Origin of the sequence: Streptomyces himalayensis subsp. himalayensis (assembly GCF_013778455.1) — a bacterium.
GTDB classification, from domain to species: domain Bacteria; phylum Actinomycetota; class Actinomycetes; order Streptomycetales; family Streptomycetaceae; genus Streptomyces; species Streptomyces himalayensis.
Map to the genome: position 1 here is coordinate 179,698 of NZ_JACEHE010000003.1, position 23,422 is coordinate 203,119.

Below are 23,422 nucleotides of genomic sequence, written 5' to 3' on the forward strand. Positions count from 1 at the left end.
TGTGGCGAGTGGTCAGATGGAGTGGTAGGCGCCGTCGAGAAAGAGGAGCGGGCTGCGCCCCTCGTCGAGCCAGGAGTCGACGACCCGGGCGATGACGATCCGGTGGTCGCCCGCCGGGACGAGTTGCTCGATGTCCAGCCGCAGCCAGCCGGCCACGTCGTTGAGGACCGGTTCGCCCTGAGGCAGTCGCCGCCAGTCGGTCGGCGCCGCGAAACGGTCGATGCCGCTGGTGGCGAATGTGGTGGCCAGTGCCTGTTGGTCGGCACCGAGGAAGTTGACCACCGCGGTGGCGGCCCGCTCGATGTGCGGCCAGGAGGAGGTGGTGGTCCCGATGGCGAAGGACACCAGCGGCGGATCGAGCGACAGGGAGGTGAGCGAGGTGGCGGTGAAGCCGACCGGCCCGAGGCCGGCGTCCGCGGTGACGACCACGACGCCGGCGGGATACCTTCGGAACGCCTGTTTGAAACGCTTCGGCGCGATACCCGCGACGGCATCTGCATCGGAGGATGTCTCGGAATACGAAGACACGGTGACAGTCATCTTCTCTCCTGGGATGGAGCATCGAAAAGGCGGACTCGGCGCGCGAACGAGAAACTCAGAACGGGCAGGCCGAAGAGACGAGGCGTGCAGGCGTACAGAGATACGCACTCAGGTGCGGCGCACTCGCGTGAATCGGTCGCTGGTTTATCGGTGGCCCGGACAGCAGCGACAACAGAAAGGCCGGGCGAAGACGCCGACCGGCACGGTCGCCCGGCAGCGGCATGCCACTGAGGGCAGGCGCTGGGGAATCCACTGTCGACCGGTCATGAATCCATCTTCCCGTTCCGGCCGGGAGCCGGTCAACAAAGCAACTTTCTGAATTAAGTCGGGAACTGAAATACCGCTCAGGAGACGGCGGGTAGCGCGGGCCACGGGCCCAGTGGGTCGGCGTACAGCGCTCCCAACGCCACCGCGCCACCGGCGGTGGCCAGCACCGATCCCGTGAAACTGCTCGGCACCACGGCTCGTTCCGGGTCGTCGCAGACCCAGGAGCGCTCTGCCACTTCCGTCCGCAGATCGGCGAGGCACTGCGGCAGCCGGCCCGCACCGGGCTCGACGACCACCAGGACCTCGGGGTCGAACATGTCCAGGAGCAGTGCCGCTGCCTGGCCGACCAGCCGCGCCCGACGGCGGAAGAGCGCCACCGCCCGTGCCTCACCGACCAGCGCCCGCTCCAGCAGCTCGGTGAACGACCCGACCAACAGGCCCTGTTCGGCGGCTTGCCGCACCATGGCGCGCTCCGACACCTCGGACTGCAGGCACCCCCTCCGCCCGCACGAGCACGGCTCGGCACCGCCGGACCCGGCCGACCCGAGCGGCAGATGAGCCACGCTCCCCGCCCCGGAGCGGGGCCCGAGGTGCATGGCCCCCGCGGTGGCGAACGCCGCGTCCACGACCGCGCCGACGAACAGGAGCACCGTGCTGGCCCGGGTGGTGGCCTCGCCCAGCATTTGCTCGGCGCGCGCCAACGCCCGTGCGTGGCTGTCCACTTGGACCTGCAGCCCGGTCGCCGCAGCGAGGACGTCGCGTACCGGCACATCGCGCCAGCCGAGCTGCGGATGCTCGATGACCACGCCGGCCTCCGGGTCCACCCGGTGTCCGGTGGCCACGCCCAAGGCCAACACGGCCCGGCCGGCCGCATGGGCCGTCACCAGCCGGGGAAGGCGAGTTGCCAGGTCATCGAGTATCCGCTGCGCGTCGGTGCCCCGGTGCGGCTGCCGGTCCTCGGCCAGGATCCGGCCACGCAGGTCCATGAGGGAGACGGTCGAGTGAGCGACGGCGATGTGTGCGCCGGCCACCACATGGCGGCCGGTGTCGATCTCCAACGGTATGTGGGGCCGCCCCAGTCCCTTCGGCCCTGTGGACTCCTCACTCTCGCGGACGAGACCACGGGCCATGAGCCGGCCGGTGTGTCCGGTCACGGACGCGGGTGAGAGGCCGGTGAGCCGGGCGACGGTCGAGCGGGCGACCGGGCCGTGGTCGAGGATGGCGCTCAGAACGGATCCCGCGCCGGAGAGACGGCGGACCGGTCCGGCGGCAGGGATGTCCGAGCGACGTACCGAGGTGCGGCCACGTCGTGCAGGCGCAGACACAGAGAGACTCATCACAGATGTCTTCCAGGCTCGGTGGCAGCGGGCGATGCGGTGCGTGCTCCTCTACGAAGCCTCAGGACAGAACCTGCAGAACGCACGGTGGGCGGTCGGAGAATGTCGCTTCTCCCGACGGAAAGGGCACCCCGCGAAGAGCCGAGTGGGAGCTGTCCCGATGGCAGGCCCGCGCGGGCAGGTATGTTCAGGCCCGGTGACACGCCGCGGAGCACACACGCTTCAGGTCGACATGACCTCGAGTCGTCAGGTGTGCGGATCGCTGCATGGGCCGCAAAGTAGCGGAACCACTGTTACCGGTCAAACCGTTGACCGCATCATGGACAGAGGCAGAAGACAGAGGCAGCAGGCAGAGGCGGAGAATTGTCAGCCGACCTGACGGTCGCGGCCCGCGACGAGGCCGGCTGCGAGTTGCGGCAGCATGAGCAGGGCCATGAAGACCAGCGGTACCTTCCAGCCGCCGCTGTGCTCGTAGAGAGCGCCGACCAGGATGGGTCCGGGGATCGACAGCAGGTATCCGGTGCTCTGCGCGAAGGCTGACAGCCGGATCACGGTCGCGCTGTCACGCCCGCGCATTCCGATCATGGTGAGCGCCAGTGGGAACGAGCAGTTGGCGACGCCGAGCAGGCAGGCCCACAGCCACGGTGCCGCGGCCGGGGCGGCCCACAGTCCGGCGTATCCGGCAAGGCCGAACAGCCCGATCGTGACAGCCACCCCGCTCTGTTTGCGTAGCCCCCCGGCAACGGCGGCCAGCGCGAAGGACAGGGGGATGCCGAGCACCGAAGTGACGGCGAACAGCAGGCCGGCGGTCTCGGCGGACAGTCCGGCATCGCGGAAGATCTGCGGCAGCCAGCCGATGATGACGTATGCGGCGGTGGCCTGCAGGCCGAAGTAGACGGCGAGCGCCCAGGCGGTCGGGCTGCGGGTGAGGTGCGGGTGGGTGGCCGAGCCCCGTACGGAAGGTTCCGCTGCCGACAACCGGTTGGCCGTGCCGGCGGGGTCACGGCCATTGCCGTCACGGGCCAGGAAGAGCCAGGGCGGTACGGCGACCGCGGCGAGCAGCGACCAGGCGCCCAGGCCGACCCGCCAGTCGCCGCCGAACGCCCGGGCCAGCGGAACGGTGACGGCTGCGGCGGTCGAGGCACCGACGTTGAGGGCCACGGAGTAGAAGCCGGTCATCGCGCCGACCCGATGCGGGAAGCGCTCCTTGACCACGACGGGCAGCAGGACGTTGGCCACCGCGATTCCGGCGAGCGGGAGAGTGCTCAGTGCGACGAACAGGGCGCTGTTCGTCGAGAGGGGGCGCAGGGCCAGGCCCGCCGCGATCGCCGCCATGCCGGTCACGAGGACGGTGTCGGGCCCGAAGCGGCGGGCAAGACGGGGGGCGGTGAAGCCGACCAGCGCGAAGCACACCGCCGGCATGGAGGTGAGCAGCCCGGCGGCGGTGGCGCTCATGCCCAGGCCGGCACGGGCCTCTTCGAGCACCGGGCCGACGCTGGTGACCGCAGGCCGCAGGTTCACCGCGGCGAGCATCAGGGCGAGGGGCGCGAGGCGACGTATCCAGACGACAGACCGGAGCGCGTCCTGCTGCGGCCCTGTGCGGCCCGGCTCTACCGCTTCATCATCAGAAGACACCCACGGATCGTATAATCATGGGATGACTCTGTGTCGAGTCCCGCGCCCGACCGAACTGTTCGACCACGTGGTCGCCCGGCTGCGCCGGCAGGTCACGTCCGGAGCCTGGCCGGTGGGATCCCGCATTCCGACAAGCTGGCCGTTGCCCCACAGTTCGCCTGCGGCCCGGACGACGCCGGCGGGCGACTCGAGGACGTCGGAGGTGAGCACGCCGGTGGCGGAGGCAGCCCACCACAGGGCCAGCAGCACCAGCGGGCCCAGGGCGCGTACCGTCAGCGAGTACGTCCGGGAGCGGGGCCGGCGCACGGGAGCACGCGGGACGACCAGTCCCTCGTGATCCGAGACCGGCGGCGCGGGTCCACGTCATGCGCGCCTTCACTGTGGCGGCCTGGGCGTTCGCACGGGGAGCCGAGAGCGGCCGCACCTGGGCCGACTTGCCCCTGACGTGCGGGTCAAGAGTTAGCTTCGCCGCACCTGCACGGCATGTGTGCCACCGCCTCGACCTGCCAGGAGCCCGAAGATGCCCGCTGCTCTCCCCCGTACCGCGCGTGAAGTCCGGATCGCCGCCCTCCCCGAGGGGCTGCCCTCGCCGGAACACTTCGCCGTCGTCGAGACGCCGCTGCCCGAGCCCGGACCGGGCCGGCTGCTCGTCCGGAACCGGTACTTCCTGGTGTTCCCCGGACTGCGCACCTTGATGGGAACAGAGACGGACGACGTGCCCCTGCCGCCACTGCGAACCGGCGACACGCTGTTCGGTCCTGCCGTCGGAGAGGTCGTCACCGCGCCGGACGGCAGTCCGTTGCGCCCAGGTGACGCCGTCCTGCACATGCTCGGCTGGCGCGAGTACGCAGAGGTGGCCATCGCGGACTGCGCCCTGCTGGACGGCTCGCTACCCGACCCGGTCGCCTACCTGGCCCAGGGATCGGCCGCCTACGGCGCAATGACCCGGCTTGCCGAAGTCCGCCCGGGGGACGTCGTCTTCGTGACCGGAGCGGCGGGAGCGGTCGGCTCCCTGGCCGGGCAGATCGCCCGGCTCCTGGGTGCCGCGAGGGTGATCGGCAGCACCGGCTCGCCGCAGAAGGCCGAGCGGCTCGTGTCGGAGCTGGGGTACGACGCGGTCGTGCTGCGAGGGGCCGGCCCGATCGCTCCCCAGCTCGACGATGCGGCGCCCGAAGGCATCGACGTGCTGCTGGACACGGTCGGAGGCGAGCAACTGGCCGCCGCCCTCGGTGCGGCCCGGCAGGGCGCCCGCTTCGCCCTCATCGGGGCGCTCGCAGGGCAACTGTCGGCCGGGCGGGCCGGCGGCAGCGCACCCGTGGAGATCGACTCCTACCGGCTGGTCGTCAAGGGCATCTCGTTGCGAGGCTACAGCGGCGGTGACCATCCCGACGTGGAGCAGGAGTGGACCGAGCGCTTCGGCGCGTGGCTGCGCTCCGGCCGGATCCGCTTCCCCTACACGCCGATCGCCGGCATCGATCGTGCCTCGCAGGCGTTGCCGGATCTCATCGGCGGACGGCACTTCGGTGCTGCCATAGTGGAGTTGTAGGAGCGGCGCACGGCAGGTCGCCGTCCACGGGGGCAGGAGCGGCTACGGCGCGATGCCGCCGTACGGAGCCGGGAGGGCGGATGAGGATCGGCGAAGCGGCGGCGGCAGCCGGTACCACCCCGAGGGCACTGCGGTTCTACGAGCAGCGCGGGCTGCTCCCCCCGCCCGCCCGCACCTCCTCCGGTCAGCGGGAGTACGGGCCGGGCGAGGTCGCCTTGGTACGCGTCATCCGCGAACTGCTGGCTCTGGGCCTCACCGTCGAGGACCTGCGCAGCCGCGCCCACCGCCTCCACCTGCTCGCCCAGAACCCCCAGGCGCGGTGCGACTCCTCCGGCCGCCCAGGCGCCTTCTCCGAGGTCGTCGACCGCCGACTCGCGACCCTGGACGGCGAGATCGACCGGCTCACCCGTCTGCGGGAGAACCTCGCACGGCGCGCCTCCGGAAACGGCTGACGTCCGGACCTCGGCGCTCACGCCTGCGCGGGGGCGCTGGCAGGCATCGGTATCGAGGGGCTCGTGGACAGCGGGCTGCGCGGCGGCGACGGTCACCCGGCGCCGCTGGTCTCTGGGTCGCGGCGGTAGGAGGCCGCCGGCGAGCCAGTAGAGGAAAGCGACGAAGCGGAAGGGGACACGGGCGCGGACGGCGGGCAGAGTACCGGGTAGGCGCGAGTGCCGCCGGCCCCGACTGAGCGGCGCCTCTGACGTCAACCGCGTCGGGTACAACGTGTGCACGGGCGGCGTGGGCCCGAGGGCGGCGGCGAACGCCACACTTCGGCTCCCTTCTGTATTCCGGAGCCGGGACCCGTTGCGTCATCGCAGTGACTGAACGGCGTAGAGGGTCCCGAAGGCGGCGGCCAGGGCGCCGAGCAGTACGCGCAGGGCGGTCTCGGGCAGACGGGGCTGCAGGTGCGCCCCAAGGTAACCGCCGATCAGCCCGCCCAAGCCGCAGGCCAGCCCGAGGTACCAGTCGGGGGCGACGTCACCGGAGCCGGTCAGGGACAGTAGTGCGAAGGCCGCGGCACCGGCCACGGAAGTGACGAAGGTGGAGGCGAGGGCGGCGGGGGCGACCTGGCTCACCGGCATGCCTCGGCCGACCAGGACAGGGCCGAGGATGGAGCCGCCGCCGATTCCGTAGAGCCCGCCGACGGCCCCGACGGCCAAGGCCAGGCCGGTGACGATCCGGCGGGAGGGTTCCGCCGCCGGGGCGGACGGCCGGGCAGGCCGGAAGGTACGGGCGATCAGCCACAGGCCCAGCGGCATCAGCAATCCGGCGACCAGAAGGCGGAAGACGGTGGCTCCGGGGACGGCGAAGACACGCACCACTGCGCCGATGACCACGCCGGGCAGAGTGCCGATCACCAAACGGCGGGTCAGCGGGCTGTTCAGCAGGCCCGCACGGCGGTAGCGCAGCAGGGCGCCAGGCCCGGCCACCACGTTGAACAACAGGTTGGTGGGGGTGACCGCCGGACTGGGCACGCCGAACACGCTCAGCTGCACGGGCAGCAGGAACACCGCACCCGAGACCCCTACAGGCGCGGTCACCACCGCGATCATCAGGCCGACGGCCAGACCGTACAGTTCCGTCGACCCTGCCACTTCAGCCCCCGATCGTTCGAACGTCCGCCCAGTATCGCTGCCGCGCTCTGACGCCGTCGTCAAAGGGTTCCTGCTGCCGAGCGGCAGCATTGCGCGGGAGAAGGGCGGTGCAGAGTGCCGGTGGCGTACGGCGATCGCTTCCCACGAGGTGCGGGCCGCGTAGTAGCCAGGCGTCCCCGCGCCGACGACGGCCCGAGGCGGGTCGTGGCCGCGGGCGGGCCACCTACTAGCCTCGCCAAGCCGTTCGGGAGCGTCCCGCCTCTAGCCTGCGGTCGGTTGCGGCGGCGGCCAGCTGTGGACCGCGAGCGGCTGGGGAGGCGCCCCCGCCGCCGAAGGCCGCCGCCACAGCGCCCGGTACGTCGACCGCCCCAGGGCGACCCCGACGATACGGGCGCACTGCGACGCCGTGGAGATACCCGACCTTCTGCTGGGCTCAATATCCGAGCAGTTGACCGCCGACGAACACGGCGAGCGGCTGTGTGCCACTCAGGACCCGGATACCGGACTGGCGCCCGAGGTCGGCGAGCCACGCCGACGCCCGACGACGACGGCTTCATCGGCGACGGCGCCGCGCTGTACCACATCCTGCCCGTCGGCTACGCCCTCGATCTGTCGGACCTCCCTTCCCTCATCCGTACGCGCCGTACAGCAGATGACGGCGCGTCAACTCGTCGCGCGGCTGGACGGACTACCGTGGCGGGACGGTGCATGGGGAGCCGGGGCCTGGATCGACGCGTGGGCCACCGCGGCGCACTGGAACATGCGGCGCGCCGGAGACGACGGGGCACAGCCGGACGCGCTGGAAGCGCTGTTCGGCTGGGTACTGACCCGGGGCCGGCTGACCTCGCACTCCGCAGCCCATCCGCCCCGAACGCATTCGGCATTCTTCCCCCTGCTGAATGCGGCCGTCTCGGAGATCTGTCCGAAGGAACAGCCTGGCCGGGACGCTCGGCGTGTTCCTGGCGGTGATGAGCTCCGGCGGCATCGTGCGGCCGTACCTGGCCGGCTGGATCGTCGACACAGCGGCCTCCCCGGCCTCCGGCTACGCACTGACCTTCCAGGTCCTCGGCGCGTTCGCCGTGGTCGGCGCGATCACGGCGCTGCTCACGGTGAACCCGCCCCGTGACGCCCGGCGCGTGAGGGCCGGCGCGTGAGGGCCGGCGCGAGATGGCCGGCGCGAGACGGCCGGCCGAACCAGCGCTTGACCTTACCCCTGAGGGCAAGGTTTAGCGTTAAGCGAGGTGAACGGCATGCAAATCAGTGAGCTTGCGCGTCAGGCCGACGTGACGACCAAGGCAGTGCGGTACTACGAATCGCTGGGGTTGATCACACCCGAGCGCCTCGCCAACGGCTACCGGAACTACAACGAGGACGACGTACGCCTCGTGCGGGAGATCAGGACCCTCCACCAGCTGGGGATCCCCGTCGAGCGCACCCGGCCCTTCCTCGACTGCCTGGCCGCCGGACGCCCGCACGCCGACGACTGCCCCGCCTCGCTGGCGACCTACCGGGAAGCCATCGACGAGCTAAGCGAGCGCATCGAGGCACTGACCGCCCGCCGCGCAACGCTGGTCACCAACCTGAACGCCGCCGCCCACCGGGGCAGCAGCAGCAAAGCACCTGAGCAGACCGCGACAGACAGCGAGGACTATCTGACGCTTCCCGCCGACCTGCCCGCTCCCGAGGCCGACGGCGCCGCGGACCACCTCCCCGGCACCAAGGCTCCGCAGATCCCACTGCTCAACACGGCGGGCAAGGAGATCCGACTGGACGCACTCGGCCCCCGCCGCACCGTGATCTACATCTACCCCCTCACCGGCCGCCCCGGCACCGATCTGCCCGACGGCTGGAACTCCATCCCCGGAGCCCGCGGCTGCACCCCCGAGACCTGCGGCTTCCGCGACCACTTCCAGGACCTCCTCGAAGCCGGCGCCGGCCGCGTGTACGGACTGTCCAGCCAGGACACCGACTACCAGAACGAGATCGTGGAACGGCTCGGGCTGCCCTTCGACATGCTCTCCGACCCGACCCTCGTCCTGGCCGACACCCTCGGCCTGCCCACGTTCGAGGTCGACGGGATGCGGCTGTTCAAGCGGCTCACCCTCATCGTCCGGGACGGCGTGATCGAGCACGCCTTCTATCCGATCTTCCCGCCGAACGCACATGCCCAGCAGGTCCTGACCTGGCTGCGCGACAACCCCCTGTAGGGCGTCGCACGGACCGACATCCGTCGAATTCCTGCAACGCGACACCCACAGACACCCCATTTATCACCATGTGAGAGAAAAGGGCTGCCCATGTACGTCCCCGAACCCTTCATGCCCGGCGAGGCCGCGGTCCGTGAGCTGCTGAGCAACCACGGCGCGTCCGACCTGATCACCATGACCCCGCAGGGCCTTCAGGCCACCCTGCTGCCCTTCGAGTTCGACCCGGACACCGGCGAACACGGGGCCCTCATCGGCCACATGGCGCGCGGCAACGATCAGTGGCGCCGATCGGTGCAGGGCGAGGCCATGGTGATCGTCCGCGGCGCCGAGGCGTACGTGACGCCGTCGTGGTATGCGACCAAGGAGGAGCACCACCGAGTGGTGCCGACCTGGAACTACATGATCGCGCACGTGTACGGGCAGCTGGTCGTGCACGACGACCCGGCGTGGATCGAAGCACAGATCCGCCGCCTGACCGACCGACACGAAACCAGCTACGCCGAGCCCTGGTCCGTCGACCAGGCCCCGGCGAAGTTCATCGAGCGGCAGCTGCGGGCCGTCGTCGGCGTCGAGGTGGTCATCAGCCGCATCGAGGCCAAGTTCAAGCTCAGCCAGAACCAGCCGCAGGAGAACGTCGAGGGCGTCATCGCAGGCCTGGAGGCCCGTGGCCAAGGCGACGATTCGGCGGTCGCGGCAGCGGTGCGCGCCCACAACCCGCACGCCTCCGCCTCCTGACCGCCGCTCCACCACGGCTTTGTGCCACCGCGCCGGCACCGGAGGCCGGCGCGGCCGCGAGAGGACCCTGACCCCCTGATGACCACAGCGAACACCGAGGTGGAACTCGATCTCGTGGTGGCTCGTCGCACTGACGAGGCCCACGCGGTCGTCTCCCTCGAACTGCAACGACCCGACGGCACCCCGCTTTCCCCCTGGACACCCGGCGCCCACATCGACCTGATCCTCGCAACCGGTCTCGTACGCCAGTACTCCCTGTGCTCCGCCCCCCAGGACCCGCACGCCTGGAGGGTGGCCGTCCTCGACGCACCGGACGGCCGCGGAGGCTCCCGCCATGTGCACGGCACCCTGCACGAAGGAACGGCCGTGCGCGTCCGCGGACCGCGCAACAACTTCCCCCTCCGCCGAGCCGAGCGTCACCTGTTCATCGCCGGCGGCATCGGCATCACGCCGATCCTCCCCATGCTGGAGGAGGCCGAACGGCAGGGTTCTGACTGGGCGTTGGTCTACGGCGGACGCACAGAGGAGTCGATGGCCTTCCGTGAGGAGCTCATCAAGGAGTACCCGGAACGGATACGCCTCCTCCCGCAGGACCAGCACGGCATCCTCGACCTCGACGCACTCCTCGGTACCCCGCAGCCGGACACCCTCGTCTACTGCTGCGGTCCGGAGGGCCTCCTCAAGGCCGTCGAGGTACGCTGCGCCGCCTGGCCCGACGGCACTCTGCACATCGAGCGGTTCGCCGCCAAAGAGCAGACAGCCCCGCTCGTGACCGAAACGTTCGAGGTCGAGCTGGCGAAGTCGGGCATCACGGTGAACGTACCGCCCGACGCGTCCGTGCTCGAAGCCATCGAGGAAGCCGGCATCAAGGTCCCCACCTCCTGCCGGGAGGGCACCTGCGGCACCTGTGAGACGGACGTCCTGGAGGGCGTCGTGGACCACCGCGACTCCGTGCTCACCCCCGAGGAGCAGGCCGCTCACGACACGATGATGGTCTGCGTCTCCCGCGCGGCGTGCCCACGGCTGGTACTGGATCTCTGAGGGCCGCCGTGATGACTGATACGCACAAGGTGGTCCGGCCGAGCATTCTCTACTTCGGGACACCGGTGGTCCTGCTGAGTACGGAGAACGAGGACGGCACCTGCAATCTCGCCCCGATCTCTTCGGCGTGGGCGCTGGGACAACACGTAGTCCTGGGCCTGCTCCGCGAGAGTCACACCGCCCGGAACCTCTCCGCGCGGCCGGACCTGGTGATCAACGTAGCCTCGCCCGACCTGTGGGAGCACGTGGAACGCCTCGCTCCGACGACGGGAGCCGATCCGGTCCCGGAGAGCAAGCGGGCGGTGTACCGGCACGAGCGCGACAAGTTCTCGGCTGCTGGGCTCACTCAACGGAACTCCGAGGTCGTACGGCCTCCGCGGGTCTCGGAGTGTGCCCTCCAGTTGGAGGCCAAGGCAGTGGGGACGACGCCGGGCGGCGGAGGCCGGTTCATCAGCGTCGAGTGCGAGGTGGTACGCGTACACGCCGATGAGCGCATCGTCGTACCGGGCACCCACCACATCGACCCCGATGTCTGGACCCCCGCTCATCTACAACTTCCGCCACTACCACGGGCTTGGCCCCGGGGTCGGCCGCAACTTCCGCACGGCCGCGGGTGTGGGTGACGCGATGGTTCAGCGCGGCGTTGCGGCGCCGGGTGCGGTTGTTGGCGACGGCCCGTTCAACGGCTTCGCTTTGGCCGATGAGCATGACACCTTTGCGGGCGCGGTGACGGCGGTGTAGAGCAAGTTGCGCTGAAGCAGCATCGTTCCGGCAGCGCTGATCATGGGAACCATGACGTAGGGGTATTCGCTGCCCTGGGAGCGGTGGACGGTCAGCGCGTAGGCGTGGACCAGCTCATCGAGGTCGGTGAAGGGGTAGGTTGCCGCTTCGCCGTCGTGGAAGGTGACGGTGAGCTGATGGACTTCGAGGTCGACGGCGGTGATGGTGCCGCTGCTGCCGTTGAAGACGCCCGTCTCGCCGCGGTGGGGGTTGTTGCAGATCTGCTGGACACGGTCGCCGAGCCGGAAGGCGGTCCCGCGCCGGCGGGGTTGCGGGGCGGCCTCGCGCCGTTGGGGCGGTGAGGCCGCCTATCCGTGGGACCACGGTGACCCGTCGGCCGCCGCATGATGAAGGGCGTGCAGGTTGGATCGGAGGTAGCCGGTGAGGTCCTGCAGTTGCCCCAGCGTGAGCCGTTCGGCTGAGGCAGCGAGCGCTTCCGTGATCAATACCGTCCGCTCGCCCGGCTTGACCAGGACTCTCCCCCGGCCCCTCGCCGTCGACCGCGATCGGTGCCCCTCCGTACTCCGCCCCCCTCGTCTCGCATTTCCGCGAACCAGAGGGAGTGGACGCCCAGCACGGCGCACATCTGAACATGGAGCGCACGTATTGCATGGGGCTTGCACTATATGGAATGCTGCCCAGAAAGCTACGCCGCTACCCGTTGTGGATGGTGAGCCATATGCGCATTGCCGATGTGCGGACCTATGCGCTGAAGATCCGGCATGACGAGGCGTATCTGGGCGGGCTGGACGACGGGTCCACGCTCACCGAGGACCGGGGCTATGTCGTACGGGAGCCCTGGCGCAGTCTCTACTCCGCCCGGTTCGAGACGATGCTGGTGAAGGTCACTGCCGAGGACGGAAGCTGCGGCTGGGGTGAGGCCCTGGCCCCGGTCGGCCCGGAGGTGCCCTGCCAGATCGTCGCCACCCTGCTGCGCCCCGCTCTGATCGGCCTGCGTGTCGGGACTGTGCGCCCCACTTGGCATCGGCTGCGCGATCTGATGCGCGAGCGCGGCCACCTCGCCGGGCACCAGGCCGATGCCCTCGCCGCCGTCGACATCGCCCTGTGGGACCTCGCCGGCCGTCGCGCCGGGCTGCCGGTCGCCGAACTCCTCGGCGGCGCCTTCCGCACCACGGTGTCCGCCTACGTCTCCGGCCTGCCCCGCTCCAGCGACGCGGAGCGCGCCGAGCTCGCCGCCAAGTGGGCCGACGCGGGCATACGGCTGATCAAGCTGCACCTCGGGCGCGGCGTCGAGGCGGACCTGGCTACCGTCGACGCCGTCCTTACCGCCGACGAACGGCTGCGGGTGGCGGTCGACGCCCACTGGGCGTACGGGGTTCAGGAAGCCGCCCGGCTCGGTGGCGAGTTGCAGCGCCGTGGCCGGACCGAGTTCCTCGAAGCCCCGCTCGCCCCGGAGGACGTCGAAGGCCACCGGCACCTCCAGCGCCGCCTCGACCTGCCCATAGCCATCGGCGAGACCCTGCGCAATGCCTATGAGTTCCGGCACTGGCTCGATCGGCGCGCGCTGTCCCTCGCGCAGCCCGACGTCGGCCGTACCGGCCTCACCGAAGCGCTGGCCATCGCCCAGATCGCGGCCGTCCACCATGTGCCGGTTGCCCCACACCACTCGGTGGGGCTCGGCGTCGCCATGGCCGCCGGACTGCACTACGCAGCAGTGGTTGCCGATATGCCGTACTTCGAGTACCAACCCACGACCTGGACCGTGGCGAACCGCATTCTGCGCGCCCCGCTGACCGGCGATCCCGGCATCCCAGGCGGCGGACTGCGGCTCCCCGCGGGTCCCGGCCTGGGCATCGATGTCGATGAGGACTTCGTCATCCGCAACGCGCAGGAGGTCACAGCGTGCTGAACCATCCCGGGGACCACCCCGCGAGATCCCGGTGCCCCGTGCAAGGGCTGGTCCCGATCCTGGCCACCCCGTTCTACGGGGACGGCACGCTGGACCGGGTGTCGCTGCGCGGCCTCACCGAATTCCAGCTGAACAGCGGCGCGGAGGGGGTGGCCGTCTTCGGTATGGCCAGCGAGGGCTTCGCCCTGACCGCCGCGGAACGGCGGCACATCCTCGCTGATGTCACCGACGTGGTCGCGGGGGCCGTGCCAGTCGTCGCGGGCGTCAGCCCGACCAGTCTGACCACCGCTCTCGAACAGGCGGAACAGGCCGTCCTCGGCGGAGCGGACGCGCTGATGGTGTTGCCGCCCTACCTGGCCAAACCGTCGCCGCAGCAGCTCGTCGACTTCTACGGTGCTCTCGGTGAGCGCACAGGGAGCTCGATCATGGTCCAGGACGCGGCGGCCACCACGGGCGTTGCGATGCCCGTACCGCTCATCGCGCAGCTCGCCGCGCTGCCGGGCGTCGACATGGTGAAGGTCGAGTCACCGCCGACTGCAGCCAAGACCGCGGCAGTAGTCGCCGCCGCGCCGTCCGGTTTCGATGTGCTGGGCGGGCAGAATGCGCTGTTCGTCCTGGAGGAGCTGGCAGCCGGAGCGGTCGGCACCATGCCCGCCTGCGAGTTCACCGACCTGCTGGGCGGACTGTTGGACGCCTGGAGGAACGGGCGGGCGGAGGAGGCGCACGAGCGGTTCGAGCGACTGCTGCCGCTGATCCGTTTCGGCATGCAGCCCGGCCTCGCCTGGGCCGTGCACAAGGAGGTTCTCATGCGGCGCGGCATCATCGCCTCCGCCACGGTGCGGCTGCCGGCACAGGACCTTCCCCCCTCCGTACGGAGCGATCTGGACGGAGTACTGCGGCGGCTTCGGCTCCCCGCCCCGGCCGTCAGGAGCCCCCGGTGACCCCGCTCCCGCCCAACAGGCCGTCCATGCCGGCAACCGGTGCGAGTCCCGGACACGGTGCAGGTACCGAACGGGACGCAGACCGCGGACGCGGTGCAGGCACCAGCGACGACGCGGATTCCGGGCCCGCTGCCGTGGCCGCCGGACTGCCAGGTGCGGCTTCGCGGGCACCTGGCGTGCTCATCGTGGGCGGTGGTTCGCCGATCAGTGAGGCCATCGCACAGGCATTCACCGCGGATGGATACCAGGTCGCCGGGTGCGGCCTCGTTGCACACGAGCCGTCAAAGGCGTACCAGGCATATTTCGTCGCGGACTGCGCCGAGCCGGACGGGGCCAGGGGCGCCGTAGCCGGAGCGCTCGACGCGTTCCAGCGGCTGGACGTGCTCGTGCTCGCGGCCGCCGCCATGCCCATCGCGCGGGCCGCGAACACCACCGACGAACAGTGGCGGCTCGCCCAGTCCGCCACGCTCGACAGCGCCTTCTACCCTGTGCGCGCCGCACTGCCGTACCTCGGCAGGGGCTCGGCAATCGTCGCCGTCTCCTCGGTGAACGCCTTTCTGGCCGCTCCGGGTCTCGCCGCGTACGCAGCTGCCAAGGCGGGCGTGGAAGGTCTGGTCCGGCAGCTCGCCCTCGACTACGGGCCGCGCGGAATCCGGGTCAACGCCGTCGCTCCCGGGATGATCGGCGGCGAAAAGTACCGGAACGTCACCGAGGGATATCCGCTGGGCCGTACCGGAACCCCTGAGGAGGTCGCGGCAGCGGTGCACTTCCTCGCCTCCCCAGCCGCCTCGTTCATCACCGGAGCCGTGCTGCCCGTCGACGGCGGACTCAGCATCTCCTCCCCAGCCGCCTGGCTGCGCCCGGATCTGCGGGCGCGCTTTCTGGACAGAGAGGACCCACCGCCTCATGCGTGAGGAGACCGTCCACAGCGATGTCAGCGTCATAGGCGGTGGCCTGGCCGGAGTGTGCGCGGCGATCGCTGCCGCCCGGCTCGGCCGTACCGTCGCTCTGGTGCACAACCGCCCTGTCGTGGGAGGAAATTCGAGCAGCGAAGTGCGGGTGTGGGTGTGCGGGGCGACCGCCCATGGCGTGCACCGCTGGGCCCGCGAGACGGGCATCATGGGTGAGCTGTATCTGGAGAATCAGTACCGCAACCCGGATGGCAATCCCTACTACTGGGACCAGGTTGTGCTCGATGCGGTGCGCGCCGAACCGAATCTGCGGCTCTTCCTCAACACGGACGTCCGTGACGTCGCCGCGGAGCACGGGAAGCGAATCGAGTCCGTCACCGGCTGGACCATGGGCTCCGAGAAGCTGATCACGTTCTTCTCGCCGGTCTTCGTCGACTGTACCGGCGACGGCCTGATCGGCCATCTCGCGGGAGCCGACTACCGCATCGGACGCGAATCCCGAGCGGAGCACGGTGAGGAGTGGGCGCCGCCAGAGCCCGACGGGCAACTGCTCGGCAGCACCATCCTGTTCTATACGAAGGACGCCGGACACCCGGTGAAGTACGTACCTCCGTCCTTCGCCAAGAACATCCTGGACACCCCCATCCCCGAGCACCGACTGATCCGCACCGGCGACAACGGCTGCGACTACTGGTGGGTGGAATGGGGCGGCGAACTCGACACGGTGCACGACAACGAGCACATCCGCGACGAACTGTGGTCCGTCATCCACGGCATCTGGGACCACATCAAGAACAGCGGCAGATTCGACGCCGACACCCTCACCCTGGAGTGGGTCGGAGCCGTCCCCGGCAAGCGTGAGTACCGGCGCTTCCTCGGCGACCATGTGCTCACCCAGACCGAAGTGATGACCCAGAAGCCCTTCGATGACCGGATCGCGTTCGGCGGCTGGTCGGTGGATCTGCATCCGGTCGAGGGCATGTACGCCGAGAAGCCCGGTGCCCGCCAGCGCTACTCCGACGGGGTCTACCACATCCCCTTCCGCAGCCTCTATTCACGCAATGTCAGAAATCTACTCTTCGCCGGCCGCAATATTTCAGCCACGCACATCGCCTTCGGTTCCACCCGGGTCATGGCCACCTGCGCCACCATCGGCGAGGCCGCGGGCACCGGCGCGGCCCTGTGTGCCGCACAGGGCGTGACCCCGCGCGAACTGGCGGACCGCCGGCTCCCGCTCCTTCAGCAGACCCTGCTCCGGCAGGACGCCTCGCTCATGGGCGTGCGGAACACCGACCCCGACGACCTGGCCCGTGCGGCACGTGTCACCGCCTCCAGCACACTCACCAGGCTCACCGTGGAGCCGGGGCCCGGCACTCCCACCACGCCGTGGCCGCTGGACCGCGACCTCGGCCTCATACTGCCCGTCGATCCGCGGCTGGACTGCGTGGAACTACTGGTCGACGCACACGCCGGCACCGAGCTGAACATCGAGCTCTGGGACACCCTGCGCGGCGAGAACGCCGTACCCGCCCACCGTCTGGTCTCCCGCACGGTGCCCGTTCCGGAGGGCAAGGATCAGTGGGTGTCCGCCGATCTGACCTGGCAGCCGGACGAGCCGCGCAACGCCGTCGTGGTCGTACGCGCCGATCCGCACGCGTATCTACACCTCGTCGACCAGCGGCGCACCGGTGTGCTCTGCCTGGCCCGCAAGCTCGCGGGAGAGCCGGGAGTCGACCACGACATCCCGGAGGAGGACGGCCAGCCGGTCGCCGACTGGGTCGCCCGGGGCCTGCGCCGCCGCAGCTTCTGCTTCCGCGCCGGGCCGACCCGGGCCTACGCCCCGGACAAGGCAGTCGGCGGCTACCAGCGGCCCTTCGGCGGACCGCAGATGTGGCACGCGGGCGAGCCGGGTGAGGCATGGCTGCGGCTCGACTGGGACACCCCGGTGGAGATCGGCACGGTGCACCTCGTCCTCGACGACGACGTGGACGAGTACCTCAACAATCTGCACCGGCACCGTACGGAGTTCGAGGTCATGCCGGAGCTGGTCAGCGACTACCGCGTCGAGGCGCTGACGGACGGCGGCAACTGGACGGTCGTCGCCCAGGAGACCGGCAACCGCCACCGCCACCGGACACACCGGTTCGCCCCAGTCCGTACCGGCGCGCTGCGGGTGGTGGCGGAGGCGACGAACGGCGCACCGGAGGCGCGGATCGTGGCGCTGCGCGCCTATGCCTGACCGCGCCTGTCGCACGTGTCCGACCGGTCAGGCACAGGACCGTGGACTTGCCCGCGGGGCAAGTCCACGGCACGGTCCCGGTCAAGCCCCTCCTTACTTGGTCCTTGCTTCCACCCACTCCGACCAGGCACTCGCCGTGTTGTCGGCGCGCAGGCCGCGGATGCGGACTCGCACCTGGCGGCCGGAGCCCAGGTCCTCGATACGGCTGAAACCGCGGATGGAGGTGGTCCAGGAGCGGATCAGCTCACCGCTGCGGGCGTCGGCGACCTCGATGGCGTATGCATGGTCCGCCCCTCCGCCACGCCACTGGAAGACCGCGCCGTCCGCCACCGGCACGAGCACCTGTGCGTCGGGCGGCAGCGGCCCGGCATCCGCCCCGGGAATGAGCCCGGCCGTCCACTCGGAGGCGGTCTCGCCCGCCGCGGAGACCGCGACGACGCGCACCTTGTACCTGGTCGCGTTCACCAGTCCCGTGATGTCGCCGTGGTCATCCTTGTAGACGGTGCGGGAGAGGGTCCCCGTGTCTGTGCCTTCCTGCGTCGCCTCGACACGATACGAGTCGGCTCCCGCGACATGGTCGAAGACCACCCGTACGGCGCCGTCGGCCGCAACGGTCTGGCTGACGCGGGGTGCGGCCGGGGCGGCCAGACGGCGGTCGGCGACGGCGACTTCGTACCCCTGCGGATCGACCAGCCCGACGTACTCGGTAATGGCCTCCTTCTCCTGCCACCCGTTCGTCTGCCATCCGACGTCCCGGCTGACGGGCGTGTCCCCCGGGGTGACGTCGGGCAGCGGGATGCGCCGCTCGGCGACCGTGTCGCCGTCGGCGTTCACCGCGCGCCAGTCCAGCCGGTAGCCACGCAGAACGCGGCTGGGCAGCTCACCCGCGCTCCGTGGGGTGACCGTGATCCGGGTGCCGCCGTCCGCCGGAGCCAGGGACAGTCCCCGGACCGGGGCGAACGCGGCGCGCATCTGGTCGTAGCTGCGCTTCAGACCACCCCATTCGGTCTGCACACCCCACCCGCGCAGCTGGTTGACGGAGGTCCCCTGAAAGCGGCTGCGGTAGTCGTCGAAGGTCCACCGGGAGGCACCGATCACCCACGGCAGACCGGACAGTTCCGCGGGGATCTGGCCGTCGTACCGCGAGGCGTACTCGACGCTCTCCCGGTCGGGAGTGAAGGCGTAGCCGTCGCTGCTGAACTCGCTGACGAAGACCGGCTTGTCCGGGTAGTACGTGCGCAGTCGCTGCAGCCTCTGGGTGTAGTCCCGGTACATGTTGACGGAGATGAAGTCGGTGTACTGGAGCGCTTCGTCCTCCGGACCGTCGATCTCGCTGAAGGTGTTGCTGACATACGTCAGGGGGCGCGAGTCGTCGAGCTCGGCGCGGGTGTAGTCGATCAACGTCCTGACGAAGTTCCGGCCCACCTCCTCAGTGCCCTTGATCTCGTTCGCCACGGACCACGCAAAAATAGAAGCGTGGTTGGCGTCCCGGTGCACCATCTCGCGCAACTCGGGCTTCCAGCGCTCGGGATCGAGGGAGGCGCCCTTCCCCCAGACGGAGATCTCGGCGATGTTGAGCATCCCGACCTCGTCGAGGTAGTCAAGGAGATCGGGCGACTGCGGGACATGGTGGATACGGGTCATGTCCGCCCCTGCCTGCTTCATACGGTCGATCTCGGCGCGGATGACGGACAGCGGCTCGGTGGCGCCGTACACGCGGTCGCCGGGGACGCGGTTGAAGCCCGCGGTGCGGATGCGTTCGCCGTTGAGTGTCAGGCCGTCGGGCAACACCTCGATCTTGCGGACGCCGAAGCGGTCCGAGAGAGCATAGGTGAGCTCCTCGCCGTCGGTCAGGGTGAGGGTGGAACGGTAGAGGGTCGGGCGGTCGGTGGACCACAGTTCGTGCGAGCCCTTGGGCAGAGTGGTCGTCAGCCGGACCGTCTTCGTGGAGCCGGCCGGCACGGTCACGTCCGGGCCGGCAGGTGCCTCGGGGCGCAGTGCTCCGGAGTGCAGGGGACGGCCCGCTCTATCGGTGAGCGTGCCGCTGAGGCGCACGGTCCGTTCGCGGTCGGAGGCATTGGAGAGGGTGACCTTGGTGGCCACCTCAGCGGTGCCGCCCTCCAGTTCGGGCTCGGCGGTGACGTGCTGTCTCTCGATGCGCACTGCCGGGTCGACGGTGAGGGTGACGGGGCGCGAGATGCCGCCCCAGGGCCAAGTGGCGCCGATGGCCTCGTCGTTGTTGGCCTTGATGATGAGGGTGTTGGGACCGCCGTCGGTCTTCAGCAGCTCGGTGACGTTGTACTCGAAGGGCGTGTATCCACCGATGTGGGTGCCGAGCCGGGTGCCGTTGAGCCAGACCGTCGCGGTGTAGCTGACGGCTTCGAAGTGCAGGCGGGCGATCTTGTCATCGCCGAGACGGGGGGTGTCGAAGCTCCGCCGGTACCAGGCATCCCCTTGATGATTGGCGTACTTGTCACGCATATCCCAATTACCCGGTACGGGCAATTTATCCCACGTCGCGGCATCGGGGTCGGTGGTGAACTCCCATATCCCGCCGAGGTCGGTGATGCGCTGTCCGGCGGGCACCTGGCGCCCGGGCCCGTCGGAGTCGGGGACTGGGGCATCCGGGGCAGAGCGCCCGTCGGCCGTGGCGCCCGCCGGTGCGGAGAGCACCACGAGGAGCCCGGTGAGCGCGACGGCCAGGAAGGGGCGCAGCGGTCTGCGCATGAGAGAACTTCCTTTCAGGAAATCTCGATGAATCGAGACGCATCGGGCAGCAGCGATCCTCTGCAATCGACATCTACATTGCAGGAAGAGTTGCCATATGTTGCAGTCACGTCAACCCTTCTTGCATGTTCAGCTGCACACCCACCGCAGGAAGTCTTGACGTGAGGAGCGACGTGGGCAACGATCCCGCATATTGCAAGCGATATTCAAGGACGTGGGTATGGCTTCCGATCAGGGCAACAACCAGAGCGTGGAACGGGCGCTGTCGGTACTGCAGACGTTCGTCACCGGCCACCCCGAGTTACGGGTGTCCGATGTCGTGCGCCTGACCGGACTTGGCACCTCCACCACGTCGCGGCTGCTCACCACCCTTGAATCGCTCGACTTCGTCGAGCGGGACAGGGTCAGCGGTCTCTACCGCCTCGGCATGGCACCCATCACGCTGGGCGGGGTCGCCGTCAACAACCACCCTGTGCACCGGGAGACCAGACAGCTCGCCCAGGAACTCTCGGCCCGGCTGGGGCTCGGGGCCAATGTCGCCGTGCGCCGGGGCGCCGCGCTCTTCTATCTGCTCAACTTCGAAGGCCGGCTCGCTCCGCGGTCCACCGTCCTCACCGGGCAGCGCAAGCCGCTCCACGCCACAGGCCTCGGCAAGTGCCTGCTGCTCAGCCTCGATGGCGCCGAGCGCCGCGCGCTGCTCCCCGGTGAGTCGCTGCACGGCTACACCCCGCACACCATCACCTCGCACGAGCGCCTCGACGCCGAACTCGCCACCGTGCGGCAGCGCGGCTACGCCATGGAGATCGAGGAACTGGCGCACGGCCGCTCGTGCGTGGCGGCCCCGATCCGGGACCGTTCAGGCGAGATCGTCGCCGCGATCTCCATCTCGGGTCCACTGTCGGCCGTCGCCCTCGACCGCCGTGAGGAGGAGCTGTCGCGTGCCGTGATCGAGGCCGCCGACTCGATCAGTGTCGGCCTCGGCTATACCGGCCCGGCCGGGGGCACCTTCGTTGGCCCCGGCGGCCATGTCGACCCCGTGAACGGCGAGTCGGCACCGACCGCGCTGGAGAGGACCCGGCCATGAGTACGACTACGCCCCGATCGGGCATTCGCAGCGGACAGAACAAAAGACAAGAAAAGCACGAACAGCACAGACAGTACGGACCATACGGACGGCGACAGTCCGGGCTGTCCGACGGCGCGTTCGCCCTGCTGCTGACCGGGCCCGGAGTGGCCCTCTTTGCCGCGATCATCGTCTACCCGCTGATCGCGGCATTGGTCACCGGCTTCTTCAAGCAGTCGCTGGTGGTCCCCGGCCGTACCTTCGTCGGCCTGGACAACTTCAGGGAGGTGCTGGCTGACGACTTCTGGACGATCCTCCAGCAGACCCTTGTCTTCACCGTCGGTGCGACCGTCCTGCCGTTCCTCATCGGCTTCGCGCTGGCCCTCGCGCTCAACTCGGGCCTCAAGGGCAGCAGTTTTCTGCGCGGCCTCTTCCTCTTCCCCTGGGTGATTCCCGGAGTCGTGGTCTCCTTCCTTTGGATGTGGATCTTCAATGCGAACTACGGTGTCCTGAACGGCATCCTGATCAACACCGGCTTCATCGATGAGAGCGTGACCTGGCTCGGCGAACCGGCCACCGCCATGCTCGCCGTGATCATCACCAAGACCTGGGCGAGCTTCCCCTGGATGATGGTGATGCTGCTCGCCGGCCTGCAGACGGTGCCCAAGGAACTGCAGGAGGCTGCCGCCATCGACGGCGCGGGCATGGTGGGCCGCTTCTTCGCCGTCACCTGGCCGCAGGTGCGCGGAGTTGCCGCCATCGCCGTGCTGCTGGAGTTCATCTGGAACTTCCAGCACTTCGACACGATCTTCGTGCTGACCGGCGGTGGCCCCGCCGGGACCACCGAGACCTTCGCCGTCGCCGTCTACCAGACCGCGTTCAAGGGCTTCGACCTGGGCCGGGCCACCGCTCTGGGCGGACTGTGGATGCTGCTTCTGCTCCTCCTGGTCGCCGTCTATCTGAGGATCTCCGAGCGAAAGAGCGTGCGATGACCACCGTGCAGCTCCCCACCAGCCCTGCCACGGCTGAGGACGACGCTCGGCGACCCCGCACCGCGCTCCGCGTCCGGCTCCGCCGCCGACGCGGCAGCCGGGGCCGGAGCCGAATGAGGCCCGACGTTCTGCGCTCCCGTGTCGCCGCCTGGACCGCGATCGCTGTGCTCGGCTTCTTCGGCATGGCGCCCGTTTACTGGCTCCTCATCACCGCCTTCACCCCGGCCGAGGACGTCTTCCGGTTCCCGCCGCGGCTGCTCCCCACCGAGCTCACCCTCGCGCACTTCTCCGCCCTCGCCCAGAACAACCAGCTCTTCCGCTATCTGGTCAACTCCCTGCTCGTCGCCTTGATCACCGCGGTGCTGAGCGTCGTTGTCGCCACCTACATGGCATATTCGTTCTCCAAGTTCCGCTATCGAGGGCGTCGTTCGCTGATGAACCTCGTTCTGGCATCGCAGATGTTCCCGCAGGCAGTTCTGCTGATCACCCTCTACACCGTGTTCAGCAGCTTCGGGCTGCTGAACACCTACACCGCGCTGGTGCTGTCCTTCACCACGTTCACCATGCCGCTGTGCGTATGGATGCTGAAGGGCATCTTCGACACCATCCCGGACGCCCTGCTCGAAGCCGCGGCGATCGACGGGGCCTCGCGCTGGCGCACCCTGCACACGATCGTCGCACCGCTCGCCGCACCCGGCATGGTCGCCGCTGCTCTCTTCGCCTTCGTCCGCGGCTGGAACGACTTCATCTTCGCCCTGACCCTCGCCGACAAGGAGAAGCAGACACTGCCGCCCGGTCTGGTGAACACCTACATAGGCGAGTTCCAGACGGCTTGGCCGCAGTTGATGGCAGCCTCCCTGGTGGTCTCCCTGCCGGTCGTCGTCGCCTTCATGTTCCTCCAGCGCTATCTGGTCGGCGGTCTCACCGCCGGCGCGGTCAAGAGCTGACCCGTCTCCCGCTGACCCGTCTCCCGCTGATCCGCTTTCCCGCTGATCC

General features: G+C 69.6%; 21 protein-coding genes and 1 pseudogene. 15 read left to right on the top strand and 7 right to left on the bottom strand.

Annotated features, from left to right (window positions below):
• Positions 1–12 precede the first annotated feature (12 nt).
• The 4 genes from H1D24_RS07225 to H1D24_RS43980 all read right to left on the bottom strand — a co-directional run bounded on the left by H1D24_RS07225 (position 13) and on the right by H1D24_RS43980 (position 4,085).
• Positions 13–540, bottom strand: coding sequence for a flavin reductase family protein (locus tag H1D24_RS07225; protein ID WP_181656550.1), 528 nt, complete (start codon positions 538–540; stop codon positions 13–15).
• Positions 541–884: 344 nt separating this feature from the next.
• Positions 885–2,144, bottom strand: coding sequence for an ROK family transcriptional regulator (locus tag H1D24_RS07230; RefSeq protein ID WP_181656551.1), 1,260 nt, complete (start codon positions 2,142–2,144; stop codon positions 885–887).
• 366 nt (positions 2,145–2,510) lie between these two features.
• Positions 2,511–3,677, bottom strand: a complete 1,167-nt coding sequence (locus H1D24_RS07235; protein WP_181656751.1) for a CynX/NimT family MFS transporter — start codon at positions 3,675–3,677, stop codon at positions 2,511–2,513.
• Positions 3,678–3,794: 117 nt separating this feature from the next.
• A complete protein-coding gene (locus tag H1D24_RS43980; RefSeq protein WP_374064178.1) occupies positions 3,795–4,085 on the bottom strand; it encodes a hypothetical protein in 291 nt (96 codons plus the stop codon).
• Between the two features lie 214 nt (positions 4,086–4,299).
• On the opposite strand from H1D24_RS43980, the gene H1D24_RS07245 reads away from it, so the two are divergent.
• Both H1D24_RS07245 and H1D24_RS07250 read left to right on the top strand, forming a co-directional pair.
• A complete protein-coding gene (locus tag H1D24_RS07245) occupies positions 4,300–5,325 on the top strand; it encodes an MDR family NADP-dependent oxidoreductase (protein ID WP_181656552.1) in 1,026 nt (341 codons plus the stop codon).
• 80 nt (positions 5,326–5,405) lie between these two features.
• Entirely contained in the window at positions 5,406–5,777 is a 372-nt protein-coding gene (locus H1D24_RS07250; RefSeq protein WP_181656553.1) for a MerR family transcriptional regulator, read from the top strand.
• 357 nt (positions 5,778–6,134) lie between these two features.
• Here the strand turns inward: H1D24_RS07250 and H1D24_RS07255 are convergent, their stop codons facing one another.
• Positions 6,135–6,920, bottom strand: a complete 786-nt coding sequence (locus H1D24_RS07255; protein ID WP_181656554.1) for a sulfite exporter TauE/SafE family protein — start codon at positions 6,918–6,920, stop codon at positions 6,135–6,137.
• 953 nt (positions 6,921–7,873) lie between these two features.
• Between H1D24_RS07255 and H1D24_RS07260 the strand changes: the two genes are divergently transcribed.
• The 5 genes and pseudogenes from H1D24_RS07260 to H1D24_RS07280 form a co-directional block, all read left to right on the top strand.
• Positions 7,874–8,074: a hypothetical protein gene (locus tag H1D24_RS07260; protein WP_181656555.1), complete on the top strand. Its 201-nt coding sequence runs from the start codon at positions 7,874–7,876 to the stop codon at positions 8,072–8,074.
• Positions 8,075–8,170: 96 nt separating this feature from the next.
• Positions 8,171–9,127 carry a MerR family transcriptional regulator gene (locus H1D24_RS07265; protein WP_181656556.1) on the top strand — a complete coding sequence of 319 codons (957 nt, stop codon included), beginning with the start codon at positions 8,171–8,173 and terminating at the stop codon, positions 9,125–9,127.
• 90 nt (positions 9,128–9,217) lie between these two features.
• The gene (locus H1D24_RS07270; RefSeq protein WP_181656557.1) at positions 9,218–9,862 is read left to right on the top strand and encodes an FMN-binding negative transcriptional regulator; all 645 of its coding nucleotides are present in this window, start codon (positions 9,218–9,220) and stop codon (positions 9,860–9,862) included.
• A gap of 78 nt (positions 9,863–9,940) precedes the next feature.
• Positions 9,941–10,903, top strand: coding sequence for a PDR/VanB family oxidoreductase (locus H1D24_RS07275; RefSeq protein WP_181656558.1), 963 nt, complete (start codon positions 9,941–9,943; stop codon positions 10,901–10,903).
• An 11-nt stretch (positions 10,904–10,914) separates the two neighbouring features.
• Positions 10,915–11,509 (top strand): annotated as a pseudogene (locus H1D24_RS07280) (flavin reductase family protein); the annotation flags it as partial.
• Positions 11,510–11,535: 26 nt separating this feature from the next.
• On the opposite strand, the gene H1D24_RS43985 reads toward H1D24_RS07280, so the two are convergent.
• A complete protein-coding gene (locus H1D24_RS43985; protein ID WP_374064179.1) occupies positions 11,536–11,697 on the bottom strand; it encodes a hypothetical protein in 162 nt (53 codons plus the stop codon).
• A gap of 51 nt (positions 11,698–11,748) precedes the next feature.
• Here H1D24_RS43985 and H1D24_RS42175 point away from each other — a divergent pair, with 51 nt between their 5' ends.
• From H1D24_RS42175 to H1D24_RS07305, 5 genes are all read left to right on the top strand, one after another.
• Positions 11,749–11,985, top strand: a complete 237-nt coding sequence (locus H1D24_RS42175; protein WP_258563899.1) for a hypothetical protein — start codon at positions 11,749–11,751, stop codon at positions 11,983–11,985.
• A gap of 329 nt (positions 11,986–12,314) precedes the next feature.
• Positions 12,315–13,553, top strand: a complete 1,239-nt coding sequence (locus tag H1D24_RS07290; RefSeq protein ID WP_258563900.1) for a mandelate racemase/muconate lactonizing enzyme family protein — start codon at positions 12,315–12,317, stop codon at positions 13,551–13,553.
• Entirely contained in the window at positions 13,547–14,494 is a 948-nt protein-coding gene (locus H1D24_RS07295) for a dihydrodipicolinate synthase family protein (RefSeq protein WP_309484235.1), read from the top strand. Before H1D24_RS07290 ends, H1D24_RS07295 begins: the two co-directional genes overlap by 7 nt.
• A 176-nt stretch (positions 14,495–14,670) precedes the next feature.
• A complete protein-coding gene (locus H1D24_RS07300; RefSeq protein ID WP_309484236.1) occupies positions 14,671–15,408 on the top strand; it encodes an SDR family NAD(P)-dependent oxidoreductase in 738 nt (245 codons plus the stop codon).
• The gene (locus H1D24_RS07305; RefSeq protein ID WP_181656559.1) at positions 15,401–17,644 is read left to right on the top strand and encodes an FAD-dependent oxidoreductase; all 2,244 of its coding nucleotides are present in this window, start codon (positions 15,401–15,403) and stop codon (positions 17,642–17,644) included. Before H1D24_RS07300 ends, H1D24_RS07305 begins: the two co-directional genes overlap by 8 nt.
• 93 nt (positions 17,645–17,737) lie before the next feature.
• Here the strand turns inward: H1D24_RS07305 and H1D24_RS07310 are convergent, their stop codons facing one another.
• A complete protein-coding gene (locus H1D24_RS07310; protein ID WP_181656560.1) occupies positions 17,738–20,371 on the bottom strand; it encodes a glycoside hydrolase family 2 protein in 2,634 nt (877 codons plus the stop codon).
• Positions 20,372–20,591: 220 nt separating this feature from the next.
• Here H1D24_RS07310 and H1D24_RS07315 point away from each other — a divergent pair, with 220 nt between their 5' ends.
• The 3 genes from H1D24_RS07315 (at position 20,592) to H1D24_RS07325 (ending at position 23,373) form a co-directional block, all read left to right on the top strand.
• Positions 20,592–21,455, top strand: coding sequence for an IclR family transcriptional regulator (locus H1D24_RS07315; protein WP_181656561.1), 864 nt, complete (start codon positions 20,592–20,594; stop codon positions 21,453–21,455).
• On the top strand, positions 21,452–22,426 hold the full coding sequence (locus H1D24_RS07320) for a carbohydrate ABC transporter permease (RefSeq protein WP_181656562.1): 975 nt from the start codon (positions 21,452–21,454) through the stop codon (positions 22,424–22,426). The genes H1D24_RS07315 and H1D24_RS07320 overlap by 4 nt, the downstream gene beginning before the upstream one ends.
• A gap of 113 nt (positions 22,427–22,539) precedes the next feature.
• A complete protein-coding gene (locus tag H1D24_RS07325) occupies positions 22,540–23,373 on the top strand; it encodes a carbohydrate ABC transporter permease (RefSeq protein WP_258563901.1) in 834 nt (277 codons plus the stop codon).
• The last annotated feature ends 49 nt before the right edge of the window (positions 23,374–23,422 follow it).